We start from the raw sequence: 16,162 nt of genomic DNA on the forward strand, positions 1-16,162 counted from the left end.
CCGGCCGGCCGGTGAAACTTGTGGCCGGTGGGGCTGTTGGGGTCAGTCGGCCACGGGGTGAGCCTCCAAGGCGAGCACCCGCGGGCGGCCGAGCAGCGTCGCCGCGCTCACGAGCCCGAGTGCCGCGATCACCGAGGCGGCCGCGAAGCCGGCATGGGCGCCGGCCAGGAAGTCACCGGGGACGGCGTGGGAGGCGTACACCGACGCGATCACGGCCAGGCCGACCGCGCCGCCGAGCTGCTGCATGGTCTGCAGCAGGCCCGACGCCGAGCCGGCGTGCTCGGGCTCGACGTCCTGCAGGGCCAGCGAGGTGATCGGCATGAAGCTGCCGCCCATGCTCAGGCCCATCCCCAGCAGGGCCGGGAAGACGCCCGTCCAGTAGCTCGTCGAGGCGTCGACCTGGTTGAGCAGGACGAAGCTGGCGAGCACGCCCACCGCGCCGGCGACGATGATCGGCGGCTGCGAGAACCGGGCCACGAGCCGCGGGGTGATCCGCGACATCGTGAACACGCTCAGCGGGATCGGCAGGAACGCGAAGCCGGTCTGCAGCGGGCCGTAGCCGAGGTCCTCCTCGAAGTACTGGACCATCAGGAAGAAGGTGGCCAGCATGCCGCCGTACAGCGCCGCCATGGTGACCAGGGTGGCGACCCGGGTCCGGCTGCGGAGCAGGCCGAGGCGCAGCAGCGGGTGGCTGTGGCGCCGCTCGGTGACGACGAGGGCGACGGCGAGCGCGACGGCCAGGACCAGGCCAAGGATGGTGGCGGCGGAGGTCCAGCCGTGCTCGGGCGCCTTGATGAGCGTCCACACGAGGGTGGCGGCCGCACCTGTCGAGGTGATCGCGCCGACGACGTCGAACCGGCCGGGACGGCGGGGGGTGTCGACGACGTGACGACGTACGGTCAGCAGCACCGCGACGCCGATCGGCACGTTGATGAACAGGGTCCAGCGCCAGTTCAGCACGTCGGTCAGGACGCCACCGAGCAGCATGCCGAGCGCGGCGCCGCCGGACGAGACTGCCGTGAAGAGCGCGAGGGCCCGGTTGCGGGCGGCGTCGTTGGGTGCCGACGTGGTGATGAGGGCGAGCACCGCCGGTGCGGCGATCGCGGCGCCGACGCCCTGGAGGGCGCGGGCGGTGACGAGCATCCAGGGCTCGGTGGCCAGGCCGCCGAGCAGCGAGAAGAGGGTGAACACCGCGAGGCCGATCCAGAAGACCGAGAGCCGGCCGAAGACGTCGCCGAGCCGCCCGCCGAGGAGCAGAAGGCCGCCGAAGGCGAGCGCGTAGCCGTTGAGGACCCATGACAGCGACGCGGCGCCGAAGTGCAGGTCGGAGGCGATGTGGGGGAGTCCGACGTTCATGACGGCGGAGTCGAGGACCAGCATGAGCTGGGCGAGCAGCACGATGAAGATGCCCGCGGAGGTGGTCGTCCGGGCGGTCGCCCGGGGTGCCACGGGGGTGAGCGTGGAGGTAGACAAGGGTGATGTCCTGTTCTGGCGGGAGAGGCCGAGGTACTCTTTAGCGGAGGATGACTCCGGTTAGTCCTCCACGATACGGAGGGTGTCTCCGTTTAGCAAGGGAAAAGGTGGAACGAGTGCGCGCCGACGCCGTACGCAACCGTGAGCGGATCGCGGACATCGCCCGCCAGCTCTTCCGTGAGAAGGGCTACGACGCCGTCTCGATGGACGAGGTCGCCAAGACCGCCGGCGTCGGCGTCGGGACGCTGTACCGCCACTTCCCGACCAAGGAGGCGCTGTACGACGCCGCCATCCAGGCCTGGGTGGAGACGGTGAACGCGGCGGCTGAGAAGGCCCTTGCCGGCGAGGGCAGCGCGCGCGACCGGATGCTCGCCTGGTTCGACGCGTACGTCGAGTTCCTCACCCGCCACAAGGGCGCCGCCTGGCGGATCACGAGCGCACTCGGCGACGAGGGCTCACCCTTCGCCGCGAAGTGCCGCACCTACCTCAACGCCAACCAGCGGGTCATCGACGCGTTGGACGCCGAAGGTGCGCTGCGCGGCGACGTCGACGCGCTCCAGCTGTGCCGGCTCGTCGGTGGGGTCGCCGCGGTCGTCGACAACAGCGAGCTGGACCCGGCTGCCGCCCGGTCGATGCTGGCGGTCGTCGCGGACGGGGTTCTCGCCGGCTGAAGAGCCAGTTTCACCGGCCGACCGGTGAAACTCGCGCTGGGACGATGAAACTTCCTCGTCCCAGCGACAGTTTCACCGGCCAGCCGGTGAAACTTGTGGTCCGTGGGGCTGCTGGGACTCAGCGACCCTGGTTGGCGACGGCGGCGGCCGCCTCGGCGGCGGCCTCGGGGTCGAGGTAGCGGCCACCGGGGACGACCGGGGCCAGCGTGTCCTCGTCGAGCTCGTAGACCAGCGGCATCCCGGTGGGGATGTTGAGGCCGGTGATGTCGGCGTCGCTCATCTGGTCGAGGTGCTTGACGATCGCGCGCAGGCTGTTGCCGTGCGCGGCGATCAGGACGGTGTGGCCGGCGCGCAGGTCCGGCACGATCCCGGCGTCCCAGTAGGGGAGCAGCCGCTCGATGACCTGCTTGAGCGCCTCGGCGCGGGGCAGCTCGTCGCCGAGGTCGGCGTAGCGCGGGTCACCGGCCTGCGAGTAGGGGTCGTCGTCGTCGAGCGGCGGCGGGGGGACGTCGAACGAGCGGCGCCAGAGCATGAACTGCTCCTCGCCGTACTCGTCCTTGATCGCCTTCTTGTCCTTGCCCTGCAGGGCGCCGTAGTGGCGCTCGTTGAGCCGCCACGAGCGGCGCACCGGGATCCAGTGCCGGTCGGCGGCGTCGAGAGCCAGCGCGGCGGTGTTGATCGCGCGGCGCTGCAGCGAGGTGTGGACGACGTCCGGCAGGATGCCGGCCTCCTTGAGGAGCTCGCCGCCGCGGACGGCCTCGCCGCGACCCTTCTCGGTGAGCGCGACGTCGACCCAGCCGGTGAAGAGGTTCTTCGCGTTCCACTCGCTCTCGCCGTGGCGGAGCAGGACCAGCGTGAACGTCATCAGTGCTCGCCCTCGGGAGCCGGGGCCTCGTCGGAGCAGTTGAAGGTCGCGTCGCCGCTCTCGTCGGCGTGCGCCGCGTCGCCCTCCTCCTCGGCAGCCGCGTCGGCTGCCGCACCGTCGGTGGCGGCGTCGGTCGCGTCGTCGCTGGCCTTCTCCGAGGCGGACTCGCTGGGCGTGGGGACCTGCGTGTACTGGTAGCACGGCTTGACGACCGGGACGTCGAGGCTGAGCGTCGTGCCGTCGCTGAAGGTCAGGTCGAGCGGGATGAAGTCGCCGGCGGTGAAGTTGCCGCTCAGCGGTACGTCGGCCGCGGTGGCCAGGTTGACCGTGCTGCGGCCCGCGACCTCGACCGGCTCGAACTTGCCCGCGGAGACACCCGCGGTCGAGGACACCGACTCGAGCGAGGCGTCCTCACGCAGGTTGTTGGACAGTGCGCCGATCAGCCGGCCCTCGCCCTGTGCGGTCGCGAGCACGCGGATGCCGAGCGCGTCGACGTTGCCCGTGCGGTCGTTGACGCCCGCGGAGATCGTGTTGACCCGGTCGGTCGGGTAGTGGAACCCGCAGCCGCTCAGGGCGGTGGCGGGAACGACGGCCAGCAGCAGACCGGCGAGCGCGGATCGGCGCAGGTGGGGCATGGCGGAAGGCCTCCGGGTCAGGTGGGTTCGAAGCGGGCTCACTCTAGCGTTGCGCAGTGCCGGGTCGCTCAGCGGCTCAGGCCCACGCGGGAGCCGACCACGACCAGGGCGACCACGACGCCGACGGCGAACAGCGTGGAGAGCGCGAGCAGCCGGGTCGCGCCGAGCTTGAGCCCGAGCTTGAGCGGCAGGTAGGTCCAGCCGTCCTCGTGGTCGGCGACCAGGCCCCAGACCGCGCGCATGAAGTGGACGCCGACGCCGAGCAGCGCGGCGAGCACCACGATCGCCGGCTCGGGGGCGTTGCCGACGGCCTTGCCGCCCCAGCCGCCCCAGGACAGGTACGCCGGCAGCAGGGCGAACGAGGCCGCCCACGACCACCACGAGAAGAAGCCGGTCCGCAGCACGACGTTGCCGAGCATCGCGACGGCCACCGAGCCCAGGTAGTAGGCGCCGGCACGCACGCCGGTCGTCGTGGCGAGCGGGACGAGCAGCAGGAAGGCGACGACGATGGCGTACCAGACGGTGCCGACCTCGAGCCGGCCCGCGCCGACCGGCTTGCCGGCCAGTCCGTGGGCCTGGTCGCGCTGCCGGTCGACGATGTCGTTGTGCCAGCCGAGGATGGTCTGGCCGACGAGCACGGTGATCAGCACGACGCCCGCCTCGCGCGCCGGGCGGCCGGCCACCGCGGCGACCAGGCCCATCGCGAGCGCGGTGGTGATCGCCTGCTTGGCGTGCGCGGCCTGCAGCAGCTGGAGCGGGAGCACCTCGGCCGGGTTGCGGCCGCCGAACAGCCAGCCGGTCAGGCCCGACCGGTCCGGGACGTGGGGGAGCGGCGGACGCTCGAGCTCGTCGTCCGCGTCCTCGTCCTCCTCGTCGACCTCGTCGGGAGCAGCGTCCGACCAGGCCCCAGGCGCCTCGTCGACGACCTCGTCGACCTCGTCCTCGACCTCCGCCTCGACCTCCTCGACCGCCTCCGCGGGCTCGTCGTCGAGGTCGACCTCGAGGGTCTCCTCGGGGGCCTGCGTCGCCAGGGTCCCCTCCTCCGAAGGTCGGCTGCGTCGCCAGCGCTGCATCTTCGCCATGGCGAGCAGTATTGACCACGAAAGGACGAGCACGGGTGCGGGCCCGCCGATCGGGCGGGACCGGTCGTCGGGCCCGTGCGGGTGACCTGTCCCACACCGCGGCGACCCGCCCGGACCATACGACTGGCCACCTGTCAAGACGCCGATGGTGCCCCTGACCTGCGCAAACGCATTCGGAGAGTCGTTGAAGGCGTGGTAAGATAGGTCACCTAGGAAGGGGTTTTGCTCATATGACTTTCACCGTCGGCGAAACGGTCGTCTACCCCAATCACGGGGCCGCTGTCATCGAGAACATCGAGATGCGGACGATCAAGGGCCAGGAACGGCAGTACCTCGTGCTTCGGATTGTCGCCCAGCAGGACCTCGTGGTCCGTGTGCCGGCCGACAACCTGGACCTCGTGGGTGTTCGGGATGTCGTGGACAAGGACGGGCTGGACCGGGTCTTCGGAGTGCTCCGCGCGGAGCACGTCGAGGAGCCGACCAACTGGTCGAGGCGCTACAAGGCGAACCTCGAGAAGCTCCACAGTGGCGACGTCATGAAGGTGGCCGAGGTCGTGCGCGACCTGTGGCGCCGCGAGCGTGACCGCGGTCTGTCGGCCGGCGAGAAGCGGATGCTCGCCAAGGCCCGCCAGATCCTGGTCTCCGAGCTCGCCCTGTGCGAGAACACCAACGAGGACAAGGCCGAGACCATCCTCGACGAGGTGCTCGCCTCGTAGGCACCTCCAGCAACGCGCCGACGGCGTCATACGGTGGGTTCCGATGAACCCGCACCCGTATGACGCCGTCGACCTTTTTGCCCCTGTTGCCGGGATCGTGGTCGAGGAGGGCCGTGGCGCCCTGCCGTTCCACCTGATCCACGGCGAGTCCCTCGTGGCCGCAGCCGCATGGGCGGCGGGCGAGGCCGGCGTCGACCTGCTCGACCAGACGATCCCCTGGGAGGCCGTCGTCGAGCGCGAGGAGCCGCTGCTGCTGCACGACCCGCTGTGCCCGATGACCCCTCCCGAGTTCCTGCGCCGCTGCGCCGAGCGGGCCGCGGTCGAGGACCGCGTGGTCGTCGGGGTGCGGCCGGTGACCGACACCGTCAAGGAGCTGCACCCCGTCGCCGACGGCGAGGTCGTCGGTACGACGGTCGACCGCGACGCCCTCGTCGCCGTCTGCTCGCCGGTGGTGCTGCCGGCAGCGGTCGTCGCCGACCTGCTCGGTGACGGCGGCAGCCTGCCCTCGACCGACTTCGTCGAGCTGGTGGGCGCCCTGCGCCATCGGTACGGCGCCGAGCGGGTGCTCCTCGTCGAGGCGCCGCCCGAGGCCCGGCGGATCGCCACCGCCGCCGACCTCCCGGTGCTCGAGGCGCTGACCGACCCGCGCTAGCGGTTGCGCGGGTCGTGCGTCGGGTCGGCGTACCGCGGCGGGCAGCCGTCGTCGACCGCCTTCGGTCGCAGCTCGAAGTGCCAGGGCTCGTTGTCGTAGATCCGGCACAGGCCGAACTGTGCGCCGTACGTCCCCAGCCAGGCCGCAGCCCGCGCCGGACCGATGTCGACGGCGTCGCCCGACACGTGCGGCGAGCTGTCCGGCGTGGAGACCCAGCGGGCGGCCTCCTCCCGTGACCCGTACGTCGCGACCGCCTCGTCGAGCAGGCGCTGCTGGTACGACCGCGAGCGCCAGCCGCTGTTGACCACGACGTCGACGTCGTCGTCGACCGCGGCCCTCGCGGCTCGCCGCAGTGCGCGCAGCAGGTCCGGGTCGAGCTCGGTCACGCCGGCGTGCGTGTCGTCGTAGACCGAGGTGCCGTCGGGCAGCTCGCCGTCGCCGACGGGGCCGGTGTCGGCCGCCGACGACGTCGAGGTCAGGGAGCGGTAGCCGACGGCGCCGAGCAGGACGAACACGACGAGGAGGAGGAAGACCGGGCGGGTGGGGGAAGTGGCCATGCGAGCAGTCAAGGCAGCGGCGCGTTGCCGGGGCGTATCGGTTTTCCGATACACCGGCGATATCCGGCGACTCGTAGCATCGACAGGGTGCGGGTGCTGATCGTCGAGGACGAGCCTCTCCTGGCCGAGGCCGTCCGGGACGGACTGCGCCTGGAGGCGATCGCGGCCGACATCGCCGGCGACGGCGACACGGCCCTCGAGCTGCTGAGCGTCAACGCGTACGACATCGCGGTCCTCGACCGGGACGTGCCCGGCCCGTCGGGGGACGAGATCGCGCGGCGCATCGTCGCCTCCGGCAGCGGGATGCCGATCCTGATGCTCACCGCGGCCGACCGCCTCGACGACAAGGCGTCCGGTTTCGGGCTCGGCGCGGACGACTACCTCACCAAGCCGTTCGAGCTCGCCGAGCTCGTGCTCCGGCTGCGTGCCCTCGATCGCCGGCGCGCCCACCACCGGCCGCCGGTGCGCGAGATCGCGGGGGTGCGTCTCGACCCGTTCCGCCGCGAGGTGCACCGCGACGGCCGGTACGTCGCGCTGACCCGCAAGCAGTTCGCGGTGCTGGAGGTCCTCGTCGCGGCCGAGGGCGGCGTCGTGAGCGCCGAGGAGCTGCTCGAGCGCGCCTGGGACGAGAACGCCGACCCGTTCACCAACGCCGTGCGGATCACCGTCTCGGCGCTGCGCAAGCGCCTCGGCGAGCCGTGGGTGATCGCCACCGTGGCGGGCGTCGGGTACCGGATCGATGTCCAGGACTAGGCGTCCCGGGCCGAGCGTCCGGCTGAGGCTGACGCTGAGCTACGCCGGCTTCCTGCTCCTCGCCGGTGCGCTGCTGCTCGCCGTCGTGTGGCTGTTCCTGCTGCGGTACGTCCCCGACCGGGCGGTCACGGTGCCGGTCGACGGCGGCCGGTTCTCGCCGTACCTCTTCATCCCGGGACGCTCCGACCTGTGGGAGGCGTTCTGGCCGAAGGCCGCGCTGGTGCTGGGTTTCCTGCTGGTCTGCGGGCTCGGCGGTGGCTGGCTGCTCGCCGGGCGGATGCTCGCGCCGCTCGGCCGGATCACCGAGGCCACCCGCCGGGCCGCGGCCGGCTCGCTCACGCACCGGATCGGGCTGCGCGGACGTGACGACGAGTTCCGCGAGCTGGCGGACGCCTTCGACGGCATGCTGGCGCGACTCGACGCGCACGTCGCCGAGCAGCAGCGGTTCGCCGCCAACGCCTCCCACGAGCTGCGCACACCGCTGACCATCACCCAGACCCTGCTCGAGCTGGCGCGCAAGGACCCGACCCGCGACACCACCCGGCTCATCGAGAGCCTGTACGCCGTCAACACCCGCGCGATCGACCTGATCGAGGCGCTGCTCGTGCTCAGCCGGGCCGACCGGCGCTCGTTCGCCCGCGAGGACGTCGACCTCTCCCTGCTCGCGGAGGAGGCCACCGAGACGCTGCTGCCGCTCGCGGAGGCGCGCAGCATCGTGCTCGAGACGTCCGGTGACCTCGCGGTCGTCCGGGGCGAGCCGGCCCTGCTGCTGCAGCTGACCACGAACCTCACCCACAACGCGATCGTGCACAACCTGCCCCAGGGCGGCCGGGTGCGCGTCACCACCCGCCGCGAGGCAGCAGCCGCGGTGCTGCGGGTGGAGAACACCGGTGCGCTGCTCCACCCGGACCTGGTCGCCACCCTGGCCGAGCCGTTCCAGCGCGGGTCGGCCCGCACCCACGTCGAGCCGGCGCAGGCGGGCCGGCAGGGCGCTCACGCGGGTGCCGGGCTCGGCCTCGCGATCGCCCGGAGCATCGCCGAGGCGCACGACGGCAGCCTCACCCTCGTCGCGCAGCCCGGCGGCGGCCTGCAGGTGACGGTGCACCTGCCGGTCGCTCCCGGCCAGGACGCCTAGGAGAGCAGGCGCTCGGCGACCTGGAGGTCCTCGGCGAAGGTCACCTTGAGGTTGCCGTGGCCCGCGGGCACCGCGCGCACCTCGTGCCCGGCCGGCGCGAACTGCGCGAAGGCTGCTGCGGTGTCGGTGCCGTCGAAGCCGGCTGCCGCGGCGGAGCGGTAGGCCTCGAGGAGAGGCGCGGCCCGGAACGCCTGCGGCGTCGAGACGCCCACCAGCCGGGTGCCCGTCCCGCCGGGTGCGGGGGCCGCGGTCGGGTCGCGGGGGAGCAGGCCGGCCAGCTCGTGGGTCGGTACGGCGCCCCCGTGCTGGCGTGCCGTCGCGATCGTCGCCTCGAACAGGGCAACGCTCGCCAGCGGGCGTGCGCCGTCGTGGATCGCGATGACCTCGACGCTCCCGTCGGCCACCCGAGGGGCGAGCGCGGCCAGCGCCGCCTGCTCGGAGTCCTGCCGGGTGGCGCCGCCCTCGACGAGCAGCACGTCGCGCTCGCCGATGACCGGCAGCAGGGCGGTGCCGACGTCCGCGCGCTCGCCGGGGCGGTGCACCACGACGACCGGGTCGACGCCGGGCACCTCCAGCGCGGTGAGCACCGACCAGGCCAGCACCGGGCGGCCGCGCAGCGGCAGCAGGATCTTGTTGACCTCGGCGCCCACACGGCTGCCGCTCCCGGCGGCGAGGACGACGACGGCTGCGGTCGGGGCGGTGGTCACGCAGCCGAGCCTAGTGAGGCCCGCTCAGGAGCGGGCGCGGTGCCGCCCCCGTCGTACCGCCTCGTCGGCGGGCTGGGGGACGAGCCGCGCCAGCGCGCGGTCGACGAGCACGAACAGCTCGTCGCTCACGAGCTCGCGGCGCTCGAACGGCAGGTAGTGACCGGCGTCGGGGGCGACGAGGAGGCGGGCACCGCGGATGCCGCGGGCGATCTTGGCGGCGTGCTCGGGCGGCGTGAGCAGGTCGCGGGTGCCGACCAGGACGGTGGTCGGGATGTCGTCGAACGCTGCCAGGTTGCCGATCCGGTCGTGGCTCATCATGTCCTTGAAGAAGCCGGACATGGTCTCGGGAGCGGCGTGGACCAGCTGGTCGACGACGTGGGCCACGTCGCGCGAGCGGGCCGGGCGCCCGAACAGGAACCGGCGGGCGATCTGGCGCTCGATGGTCGGGAACTTCTCGCGCCGGCTCAGGCTGAGCATCCGCGACCGGTTGGCCAGGATGAACGGCAGCCGGTCGCGCAGCAGGGCGCCGGCGACGGCGGGCAGGCCCAGGGTCACCTTCGACAGCTCGCCGCTGGTCGTGCTCACGAACAGGGTGCCGACGATCCGCGGCACCAGGTCCGGCCGCTCCTCGGGGATCGCCGTGATCGTCATCCCGCCGACCGAGTGGCCGGCGACGACGAGCGGCCCCTCGGGGGCGCACGTGTCGACCACCAGGCCGAGGTCGCGCGCGAGGTTCGGGATGGTGCACGCCGACTCGGGTGCCCGGTCCGACCGGCCGTGGCCGCGGTGGTCCCAGGTGATCACCCGGACGTCGCGGCCGTAGCGGGCGAGCAGGTCGGTGACCTGGTAGTGCCAGTCCGACTCCTCCGCCGTCCAGCAGTGCGAGAGCAGCACCGTGAGCGGTGCGTCGCCGCGGCCGCGGACGGTCACGTGGATGCGCAGCCCGTCCTCGGTGATGACGGTGTGGTCGGACATCGGAACCCCCATGTGCCTGCCTGCAAGGTCGTCGTCGGCGCCCCACCCTGCCACGCCCGGGCCCGGTTGCGACAGCATGTCGCGGGAAGAGGCGGGAGCGGTCAGCCGGACAGCAGAGCCGTCGCGATCGCCGCCACGCCCTCGCCGCGCCCGGTCAGGCCGAGTCCGTCGGTGGTGGTGGCGGACAGGGAGACCGGTGCGCCGAGCACCTCGCCCAGCGCGGCCTCCGCCTCCGCCCGGCGCGGGCCCACCTTGGGCCGGTTGCCGATCACCTGGACGGCCACGTTGACGACCGAGAAGCCCGCTGCCTCGACCCGGCGGCGGGTCTCGCCCAGCAGGGCGGCACCGCTGGCGCCGGCCCACTCGGGCTCCGCCGTGCCGAAGTTGCTGCCGAGGTCGCCGAGCCCCGCGGCCGACAGGAGCGCGTCGCAGGCCGCGTGGGCGGCGACGTCGGCGTCGGAGTGGCCGTCGAGGCGGACGTCCTCGTCGGGCCAGGTCAGTCCACCGAGCGCGAGGGGTGGGTCCTGCGGGCCACGGGGGACGATCCGGTGGACGTCGGAGCCGATACCAATCCGTAAGCCCTTCGAGTGCACGCTCCGATCATGCCTGAGGAACAATCGGGCCCGTGAGGACCTCCCGTGCCTGGTGGCCACTGGCCGGGCTGACCGCCGGTGCGCTCGGCCTGGCCGTCAGCTACGCCGCCGCTGCCCTGCTCCACGTGCGGGACTCGCCGGTCGTCGCGGTCGCCGAGGGCGTCATCACGCTGACACCCGGTCCGGTCGCGAAGTGGGCGATCGACACCTTCGACACCAGTGACAAGAAGGTGCTCGTCGCGGGGATCCTGGTCGTCGTCGCGCTGCTGTTCGGGTGGTTCGGGCGGCTCGCGCACCGGCGGTGGTGGGCCGCGGTGACCGGGTACGTCGTCCTCGCCGGCACCGCCGTCGTCGCGGTGCTCGCCAAGCCGACGCCCAGCCTGATCGACCTCGCGCCGGTCGTGGTCGGGCTGCTGTGCTGGCTGGTCGCGCTGGCACTGCTCGCCGAGTGGCTGCGGCGCTGGGAGCTGGCCGAGGACGTCCCCGGGCCCACCGACGACGCCCTGCCCACCCGGCGTCGCTTCTTCGCGATCACCGGCGCGATGGTCGCGGTGAGCGTGCTCGGCGGGCTTGCCGGGCGGATCGCAGGCAACGCGCGGCGCAAGGCCGAGCAGAGCCGGCGGCTGCTGCGGATCGAGGGCGTCACCGCGCCCGCCGTACCCGACGGGGTGGCGGTCGACGTCGAGGGCGTCTCGCCCTGGCAGACCCCGAACGACGACTTCTACTTGATCGACACCGCCATCATCAAGCCGACCATCGCGCCGGTCGACTGGGAGATCAGGATCCACGGGAAGGTCGAGCGCGAGCTCCGCCTGACCTACGCCGACCTGGTGGCACGCGAGATCACCGAGGACTGGATCACCCTCAACTGCGTGTCCAACGAGGTCGGCGGCGACCTGGTCGGCAACGCCTGGTGGAGCGGTGTGCGGCTGGCGGCGATCCTCGCCGAGGCCAAGCCGCTGCCGGGCGCGGACGCGGTGCTGCAGACCTCCGAGGACGGCTGGACCTGCGGGACCCCGTTGGCCGCGCTGATGGACGAGCGCAACGCGATGCTGGCGGTCGCCATGAACGGCGTCCCGCTGCCGATCGAGCACGGCTTCCCGGTGCGCACCATCGTCCCGGGCCTCTACGGCTACGTGTCGGCGTGCAAGTGGGTGGTCGACATGGAGGTCACCAGCTTCGACGACTTCACGGCGTACTGGACCGACAAGGGCTGGTCCGCGCAGGGCCCGGTCAAGATCGCGTCGAAGATCGAGGTGCCGGGCGACGGCGCCGAGGTACCTGCCGGTGAGCTGGTCTGCGCGGGCGTCGCGTGGTTCCAGCACACCGGCATCTCGAAGGTCGAGGTGCAGGTCGACGGCGGCCGCTGGCAGCCGGCGACCCTCGCGACCACGCCGAACACCGACACCTGGGTGCAGTGGCGCGCCGTCCTCGACCTCGCGCCGGGCGAGCACCAGCTCCGGGTGCGGGCCGTCGACGAGGAGGGCCGCACCCAGACCGGGGCGATCGCGGACGTCGTGCCCGACGGTGCGACGGGCTGGCACACCATCGACGTCACCGCCTCGGCCTGAGACCAGTCGGCTACTGGTCGGCTACCAGTGGGCTACCAGTGGGCTACCAGTTGCCGCCGGGCGCGGCCGGGAGCGGGTGCGCGGCGTCGTGGACGACGTACGCCGCCCCGCCCGACGCCTGCAGCCAGACCTTCTCGAGCTGCGCGCGGGCGTAGACCCGGCGCACGCCGTCGGCGCTCGCCGCGGCGGGGTCGTTGACGATCACGTCGCCGGTCGGGGTGAAGCCGACGATGACGAGCAGGTGCCCGTTGGACGCGGAGATCGGGGCGCCGGTGAGCTCGCCGCGGGCGAACGCGATCGAGACGACCGGCGGGATCCCGGCCCTCACCAGCAGCTCCGCGTCGGTGAGGTCACGCAGCCGGGTCACGAAGGCCTCGCCACCGGGGCCGAGCCTGCGGGCGGCGTACGCGGTGTTGAAGGGCCAGTTCCCGGTGCCCTCGTAGGCGTGGTCGTAGGTCGAGCGCGCGGCCGCGTCGACCCACGGGTCCGGGTGCCCGGCCGGTACCCAGCCGTAGCCGCCCGGTCCCGGCAGCCGCCCGTAGTAGCCGAGCACCATCGAGGTCGACGTCGGCGAGCACCAGGCCTCGCCACCGCCGCCCCACTGCGGGTAGTGGCCGGTGTGGATCATCTGGGAGTACCGCGGCACCGCGAGCTCGAGGCCACGGGCGACGCCCGGCGCCGACACCGCCCCGACGGCGGGCAGCCGCGAGGTCATCACGGTCGTGAGGTCGACCCGCGGGGACTTCCGGCCGGCCTCGTGGCGCAGCGTCACCCGGATCCGGTACGACGCCAGCCCGGCCGTCCTCCAGGTGTCGGTCGCCACCCGGGTGCCGTCGTCGGACTGGGCGCCGCCGGAGCGCCGCGCGAGGAACCTGTCCTTCGCGGCCCACCGGGCGAGCGTGTCCCACGACGTCCTCGCGCCGCTCGCGGCACGACCCCGGACCTCGACCGAGATCCAGCTCGAGCCGGGCGTGCGGGCCGACCACGAGGTGATCAGCTCGGTGTAGTCGAAGCCGGGCGCGACCCACGGGCTCCTCCAGTGGCTGCCGAGGTAGCTGCGGCCGTAGCGGCTCTCGGGTGACGTCGGCCTCCACGACTGCGGCGCGGGGAAGCGTTGCAGGTGGACCTGGCGTGAGGACACCGCCGCTGCGGCGACCGCCTCCGGGCGGTGGCCCGCCGGGGAGCGGTCGACGACGACAGCCACCCCGGCCGCCACGCAGGCGACCAGGGCGAGGACCAGGGACACGACGGGAACGGGGAAGGACCGGCGCACTGCCTCACGGTACGTCACATCCGTCACTCGCGTCACACGGCCCGTGAAGCCTGCCGGGTCCGCCGTGTGGCAGGCGGGTCCGCTGACGATGTGAGGCGGACCCGCGCGGATCCCTAGACTGACCGGGTGACCATCCGGCTCTACGACACCGCGACCCGCGAAGTACGTGACTTCGTGCCCCTCCACGAGGGCAGGGCGGGTCTGTACGTGTGCGGCCTGACGGTCCAGAGCGAGCCCCACGTGGGTCACGTCCGCTCGGCGGTGAACTTCGACGTCCTCCAGCGCTGGCTGCGCCACCGGGACTACGAGGTCACGTTCATCCGCAACATCACCGACATCGACGACAAGATCCTGGCGAAGTCGGCCGAGCAGGGCCGGCCCTGGTACAACCTCGCCTACGCGATGAAGATCGAGCTCGACAAGGCCTACGCCGCGCTCAACGTCGCGCCGCCGACCTACGAGCCCGCGGCCACCGGCCACATCCCCGAGATGATCGTGCTGATCGAGCGGCTCATCGACCGCGGTCACGCCTACCCCGCCGAGGACGGCAGTGGCGACGTCTACTTCGACGTCCGGTCCTGGCCGTCCTACGGCGAGCTGACCCACCAGGGCGTCGACGACATGGAGCCGGCGGCCGACGCCGACCCGCGCGGCAAGCGGGACCCCCGCGACTTCGCACTGTGGAAGGGCCGCAAGGACTCCGAGCCGGAGACCGCGTCCTGGCCCAGCCCGTGGGGCCGCGGCCGCCCGGGCTGGCACATCGAGTGCTCCGCGATGGCGGGCAAGTACCTCGGCGAGGCGTTCGACATCCACGGCGGCGGCGTCGACCTGCGCTTCCCCCACCACGAGAACGAGCAGGCCCAGTCGCGCGCGGCGGGCGGTGCGTTCGCGTCGTACTGGATGCACAACGCGTGGATCACCACCGCCGGCGAGAAGATGAGCAAGTCGCTGGGCAACACCCTCTCGATCCCGTCGGTGCTGCAGCGGGTCAGCGGAGCGGAGCTGCGGTTCTACATGGTCGCCGCTCACTACCGCTCCCACGTCGAGTTCAGCTTCGAGGCGCTCGACGAGGCCGCCGCGGGATACCAGCGGATCGTCTCCTTCCTCGACCGCGCCGGGGCCTCGACGGGCTCGACCGGCTCCGCGGGCGAGCTGCCCGAGTCGTTCGCCGCCGCGATGGACGACGACCTCGGTACGCCGGCCGCGGTCGCCGTCCTCTACGACACCGTGCGCGAGGGCAACCGCCAGCTGGCGGCGGGCGAGGACGTCACCGCCGCCGCGGGCGCTGTCTCCGCGATGCTCGACGTGCTCGGTGTGCACCCGGCCGACCCGGCCTGGGCCGGCGTCGGCGCGTCCGGTGCCGAGGAACGGCTGACCACGGCCGTCGACGCCCTGGTCGCCGGGCTGCTGGAGGAGCGGACCCAGGCGCGCGCCGACAAGGACTGGGCTCGCGCCGACGCGATCCGCGACCGGATCAAGGCGGCCGGCATCGAGGTCACCGACACCCCTGATGGACCTACCTGGAGCGTGAACTGATGGCAGGGAACTCGAGCCGCAAGGGCGCGATCCGCAAGTCGAGCAAGAGGCCGCAGGCCGGCTCGGGTGGGCAGGTCCGTCGCGGACTCGCCGGGAAGGGGCCCACCCCGAAGGCCGTCGACCGCGAGTACCACAAGGCGCACAAGATCGCCGAGGCCAAGAAGCGCGCGGAGGCGAAGAAGGGCGGCCGCGGCGGCCCGCGCCGCAAGAGCGGTGGCGACGAGTGGATCGCCGGGCGCAACCCGGTGGTCGAGGCGCTGCGCGAGCGGGTGCCGGTGACCTCGGTCTACGTGGCCGAGGGCGCCGAGCGCGACGGCCGGCTGCGCGAGGTGTTCCGCCTCGCCGCCGAGCACGGGATCGGCCTGCTGGAGGTCAGCCGGGGCGAGCTCGACCGGCTCACCGACGGCGCGGTCCACCAGGGCCTCGCCGCCCGGATCCCGGCCTACGAGTACGCCCACCCCGACGACCTCCTCGACGCCGCCGACGAGCTCGGCCAGAAGCCGCTCGTCGTGATGCTCGACTCGATCACCGACCCGCGCAACCTCGGCGCGATCGTCCGCAGCGCGGCCGGGTTCGGCGCCCACGGCGTCGTCATCCCCGAGCGGCGCGCGGCCTCGATGACCGCTGCCGCGTGGAAGACCTCGGCCGGTGCCGCGGCCCGCTGCCCGGTCGCGCAGACGGTCAACCTGACCCGGCAGATCAAGGCCTACCAGGAGGCCGGCTGCTTCGTCATCGGACTGGCTGCCGACGGCGACCTGACGCTGCCCGAGCTGACCGCGGACGCCGACCTCGTCGGGGGACCGCTCGTCCTGGTCGTCGGCTCCGAGGGCGAGGGCCTGTCCCGCCTGGTCGCGGAGAGCTGCGACCGGCTGATGTCCATCCCGATGGCCGGGGTGCTGGAGTCGCTGAACGCCGGCGTGGCTGCATCGGTGGCGCTGTACGCCGTCGCGGAGGCCCGCGCGCGGTAG

At 72.9% G+C, this 16,162-nt stretch carries 17 protein-coding genes; 8 read left to right on the forward strand and 9 right to left on the reverse strand.

Annotation, left to right across the window (positions count from 1 at the left end; genetic code table 11):
* Nucleotides 1-42: 42 nt before the first annotated feature.
* A complete protein-coding gene (locus BJ958_RS24740; protein ID WP_343052786.1) occupies nucleotides 43-1,449 on the reverse strand; it encodes an MFS transporter in 1,407 nt (468 codons plus the stop codon).
* 131 nt (nucleotides 1,450-1,580) lie between these two features.
* Here BJ958_RS24740 and BJ958_RS24745 point away from each other — a divergent pair, with 131 nt between their 5' ends.
* On the forward strand, nucleotides 1,581-2,144 hold the full coding sequence (locus tag BJ958_RS24745) for a TetR family transcriptional regulator (protein ID WP_273520392.1): 564 nt from the start codon (nucleotides 1,581-1,583) through the stop codon (nucleotides 2,142-2,144).
* A gap of 118 nt (nucleotides 2,145-2,262) precedes the next feature.
* On the opposite strand, the gene BJ958_RS24750 is transcribed toward BJ958_RS24745, so the two are convergent.
* From BJ958_RS24750 to BJ958_RS24760, 3 genes are all read right to left on the reverse strand, one after another.
* The gene (locus BJ958_RS24750; RefSeq protein WP_179729443.1) at nucleotides 2,263-3,009 is read right to left on the reverse strand and encodes a phosphoglyceromutase; all 747 of its coding nucleotides are present in this window, start codon (nucleotides 3,007-3,009) and stop codon (nucleotides 2,263-2,265) included.
* A complete protein-coding gene (locus tag BJ958_RS24755; RefSeq protein ID WP_179729444.1) occupies nucleotides 3,009-3,644 on the reverse strand; it encodes a copper chaperone PCu(A)C in 636 nt (211 codons plus the stop codon). The genes BJ958_RS24750 and BJ958_RS24755 overlap by 1 nt, the downstream gene beginning before the upstream one ends.
* 68 nt (nucleotides 3,645-3,712) lie before the next feature.
* Nucleotides 3,713-4,726 (reverse strand): UbiA prenyltransferase family protein, encoded by a 1,014-nt coding sequence (locus BJ958_RS24760; RefSeq protein ID WP_179729445.1) that lies wholly within the window; start codon nucleotides 4,724-4,726, stop codon nucleotides 3,713-3,715.
* Between the two features lie 230 nt (nucleotides 4,727-4,956).
* Between BJ958_RS24760 and BJ958_RS24765 the strand changes: the two genes are divergently transcribed.
* Together BJ958_RS24765 and BJ958_RS24770 are read left to right on the forward strand one after the other, a co-directional pair.
* Nucleotides 4,957-5,442: a CarD family transcriptional regulator gene (locus BJ958_RS24765; RefSeq protein WP_028654642.1), complete on the forward strand. Its 486-nt coding sequence runs from the start codon at nucleotides 4,957-4,959 to the stop codon at nucleotides 5,440-5,442.
* Nucleotides 5,443-5,485: 43 nt separating this feature from the next.
* A complete protein-coding gene (locus BJ958_RS24770; RefSeq protein WP_179729446.1) occupies nucleotides 5,486-6,094 on the forward strand; it encodes a 2-C-methyl-D-erythritol 4-phosphate cytidylyltransferase in 609 nt (202 codons plus the stop codon).
* On the opposite strand, the gene BJ958_RS24775 is transcribed toward BJ958_RS24770, so the two are convergent.
* Complete coding sequence (locus BJ958_RS24775; RefSeq protein ID WP_179729447.1) at nucleotides 6,091-6,651, reverse strand: M15 family metallopeptidase; 561 nt, start codon at nucleotides 6,649-6,651, stop codon at nucleotides 6,091-6,093. The genes BJ958_RS24770 and BJ958_RS24775 overlap by 4 nt on opposite strands.
* Before the next feature lie 87 nt (nucleotides 6,652-6,738).
* On the opposite strand from BJ958_RS24775, the gene vanR-Sc reads away from it, so the two are divergent.
* Nucleotides 6,739-7,404, forward strand: coding sequence for a VanSc-type vancomycin resistance response regulator transcription factor VanR (gene vanR-Sc / locus BJ958_RS24780; RefSeq protein ID WP_179729448.1), 666 nt, complete (start codon nucleotides 6,739-6,741; stop codon nucleotides 7,402-7,404).
* Complete coding sequence (locus BJ958_RS24785) at nucleotides 7,391-8,539, forward strand: sensor histidine kinase (RefSeq protein ID WP_179729449.1); 1,149 nt, start codon at nucleotides 7,391-7,393, stop codon at nucleotides 8,537-8,539. The genes vanR-Sc and BJ958_RS24785 overlap by 14 nt, the downstream gene beginning before the upstream one ends.
* Here the strand turns inward: BJ958_RS24785 and BJ958_RS24790 are convergent.
* From BJ958_RS24790 to ispF, 3 genes are all read right to left on the reverse strand, one after another.
* Nucleotides 8,536-9,246, reverse strand: coding sequence for a 2-C-methyl-D-erythritol 4-phosphate cytidylyltransferase (locus tag BJ958_RS24790; RefSeq protein WP_179729450.1), 711 nt, complete (start codon nucleotides 9,244-9,246; stop codon nucleotides 8,536-8,538). The genes BJ958_RS24785 and BJ958_RS24790 overlap by 4 nt on opposite strands.
* A 24-nt stretch (nucleotides 9,247-9,270) precedes the next feature.
* A complete protein-coding gene (locus BJ958_RS24795; protein ID WP_179729451.1) occupies nucleotides 9,271-10,221 on the reverse strand; it encodes an alpha/beta fold hydrolase in 951 nt (316 codons plus the stop codon).
* Between the two features lie 101 nt (nucleotides 10,222-10,322).
* Complete coding sequence (gene ispF, locus BJ958_RS24800; protein WP_273520387.1) at nucleotides 10,323-10,814, reverse strand: 2-C-methyl-D-erythritol 2,4-cyclodiphosphate synthase; 492 nt, start codon at nucleotides 10,812-10,814, stop codon at nucleotides 10,323-10,325.
* Between the two features lie 32 nt (nucleotides 10,815-10,846).
* On the opposite strand from ispF, the gene BJ958_RS24805 reads away from it, so the two are divergent.
* Complete coding sequence (locus tag BJ958_RS24805) at nucleotides 10,847-12,385, forward strand: molybdopterin-dependent oxidoreductase (protein ID WP_179729452.1); 1,539 nt, start codon at nucleotides 10,847-10,849, stop codon at nucleotides 12,383-12,385.
* 43 nt (nucleotides 12,386-12,428) lie between these two features.
* On the opposite strand, the gene BJ958_RS29240 is transcribed toward BJ958_RS24805, so the two are convergent.
* Nucleotides 12,429-13,658: a C39 family peptidase gene (locus tag BJ958_RS29240; protein WP_179729453.1), complete on the reverse strand. Its 1,230-nt coding sequence runs from the start codon at nucleotides 13,656-13,658 to the stop codon at nucleotides 12,429-12,431.
* 126 nt (nucleotides 13,659-13,784) lie between these two features.
* Here BJ958_RS29240 and cysS point away from each other — a divergent pair, with 126 nt between their 5' ends.
* Nucleotides 13,785-15,194, forward strand: a complete 1,410-nt coding sequence (gene cysS / locus BJ958_RS24815) for a cysteine--tRNA ligase (protein WP_179729454.1) — start codon at nucleotides 13,785-13,787, stop codon at nucleotides 15,192-15,194.
* Entirely contained in the window at nucleotides 15,194-16,162 is a 969-nt protein-coding gene (rlmB, locus tag BJ958_RS24820; protein ID WP_179729455.1) for a 23S rRNA (guanosine(2251)-2'-O)-methyltransferase RlmB, read from the forward strand. Before cysS ends, rlmB begins: the two co-directional genes overlap by 1 nt.

Origin of the sequence: Nocardioides kongjuensis (assembly GCF_013409625.1) — a bacterium.
Classification (GTDB): Bacteria; Actinomycetota; Actinomycetes; order Propionibacteriales; family Nocardioidaceae; genus Nocardioides; species Nocardioides kongjuensis.

Coding starts and splice junctions, on each gene's coding strand:
- BJ958_RS24750 (WP_179729443.1), bottom strand. CDS start 3,009: ATGACGTTCACGCTGGTCCTGCTCCGCCACGGCGAGAGCGAGTGGAAC.
- BJ958_RS24755 (WP_179729444.1), bottom strand. CDS start 3,644: ATGCCCCACCTGCGCCGATCCGCGCTCGCCGGTCTGCTGCTGGCCGTC.
- BJ958_RS24760 (WP_179729445.1), bottom strand. CDS start 4,726: ATGGCGAAGATGCAGCGCTGGCGACGCAGCCGACCTTCGGAGGAGGGG.
- BJ958_RS24765 (WP_028654642.1), top strand. CDS start 4,957: ATGACTTTCACCGTCGGCGAAACGGTCGTCTACCCCAATCACGGGGCC.
- BJ958_RS24770 (WP_179729446.1), top strand. CDS start 5,486: ATGAACCCGCACCCGTATGACGCCGTCGACCTTTTTGCCCCTGTTGCC.
- BJ958_RS24775 (WP_179729447.1), bottom strand. CDS start 6,651: ATGGCCACTTCCCCCACCCGCCCGGTCTTCCTCCTCCTCGTCGTGTTC.
- BJ958_RS24785 (WP_179729449.1), top strand. CDS start 7,391: ATGTCCAGGACTAGGCGTCCCGGGCCGAGCGTCCGGCTGAGGCTGACG.
- BJ958_RS24795 (WP_179729451.1), bottom strand. CDS start 10,221: ATGTCCGACCACACCGTCATCACCGAGGACGGGCTGCGCATCCACGTG.
- rlmB (WP_179729455.1), top strand. CDS start 15,194: ATGGCAGGGAACTCGAGCCGCAAGGGCGCGATCCGCAAGTCGAGCAAG.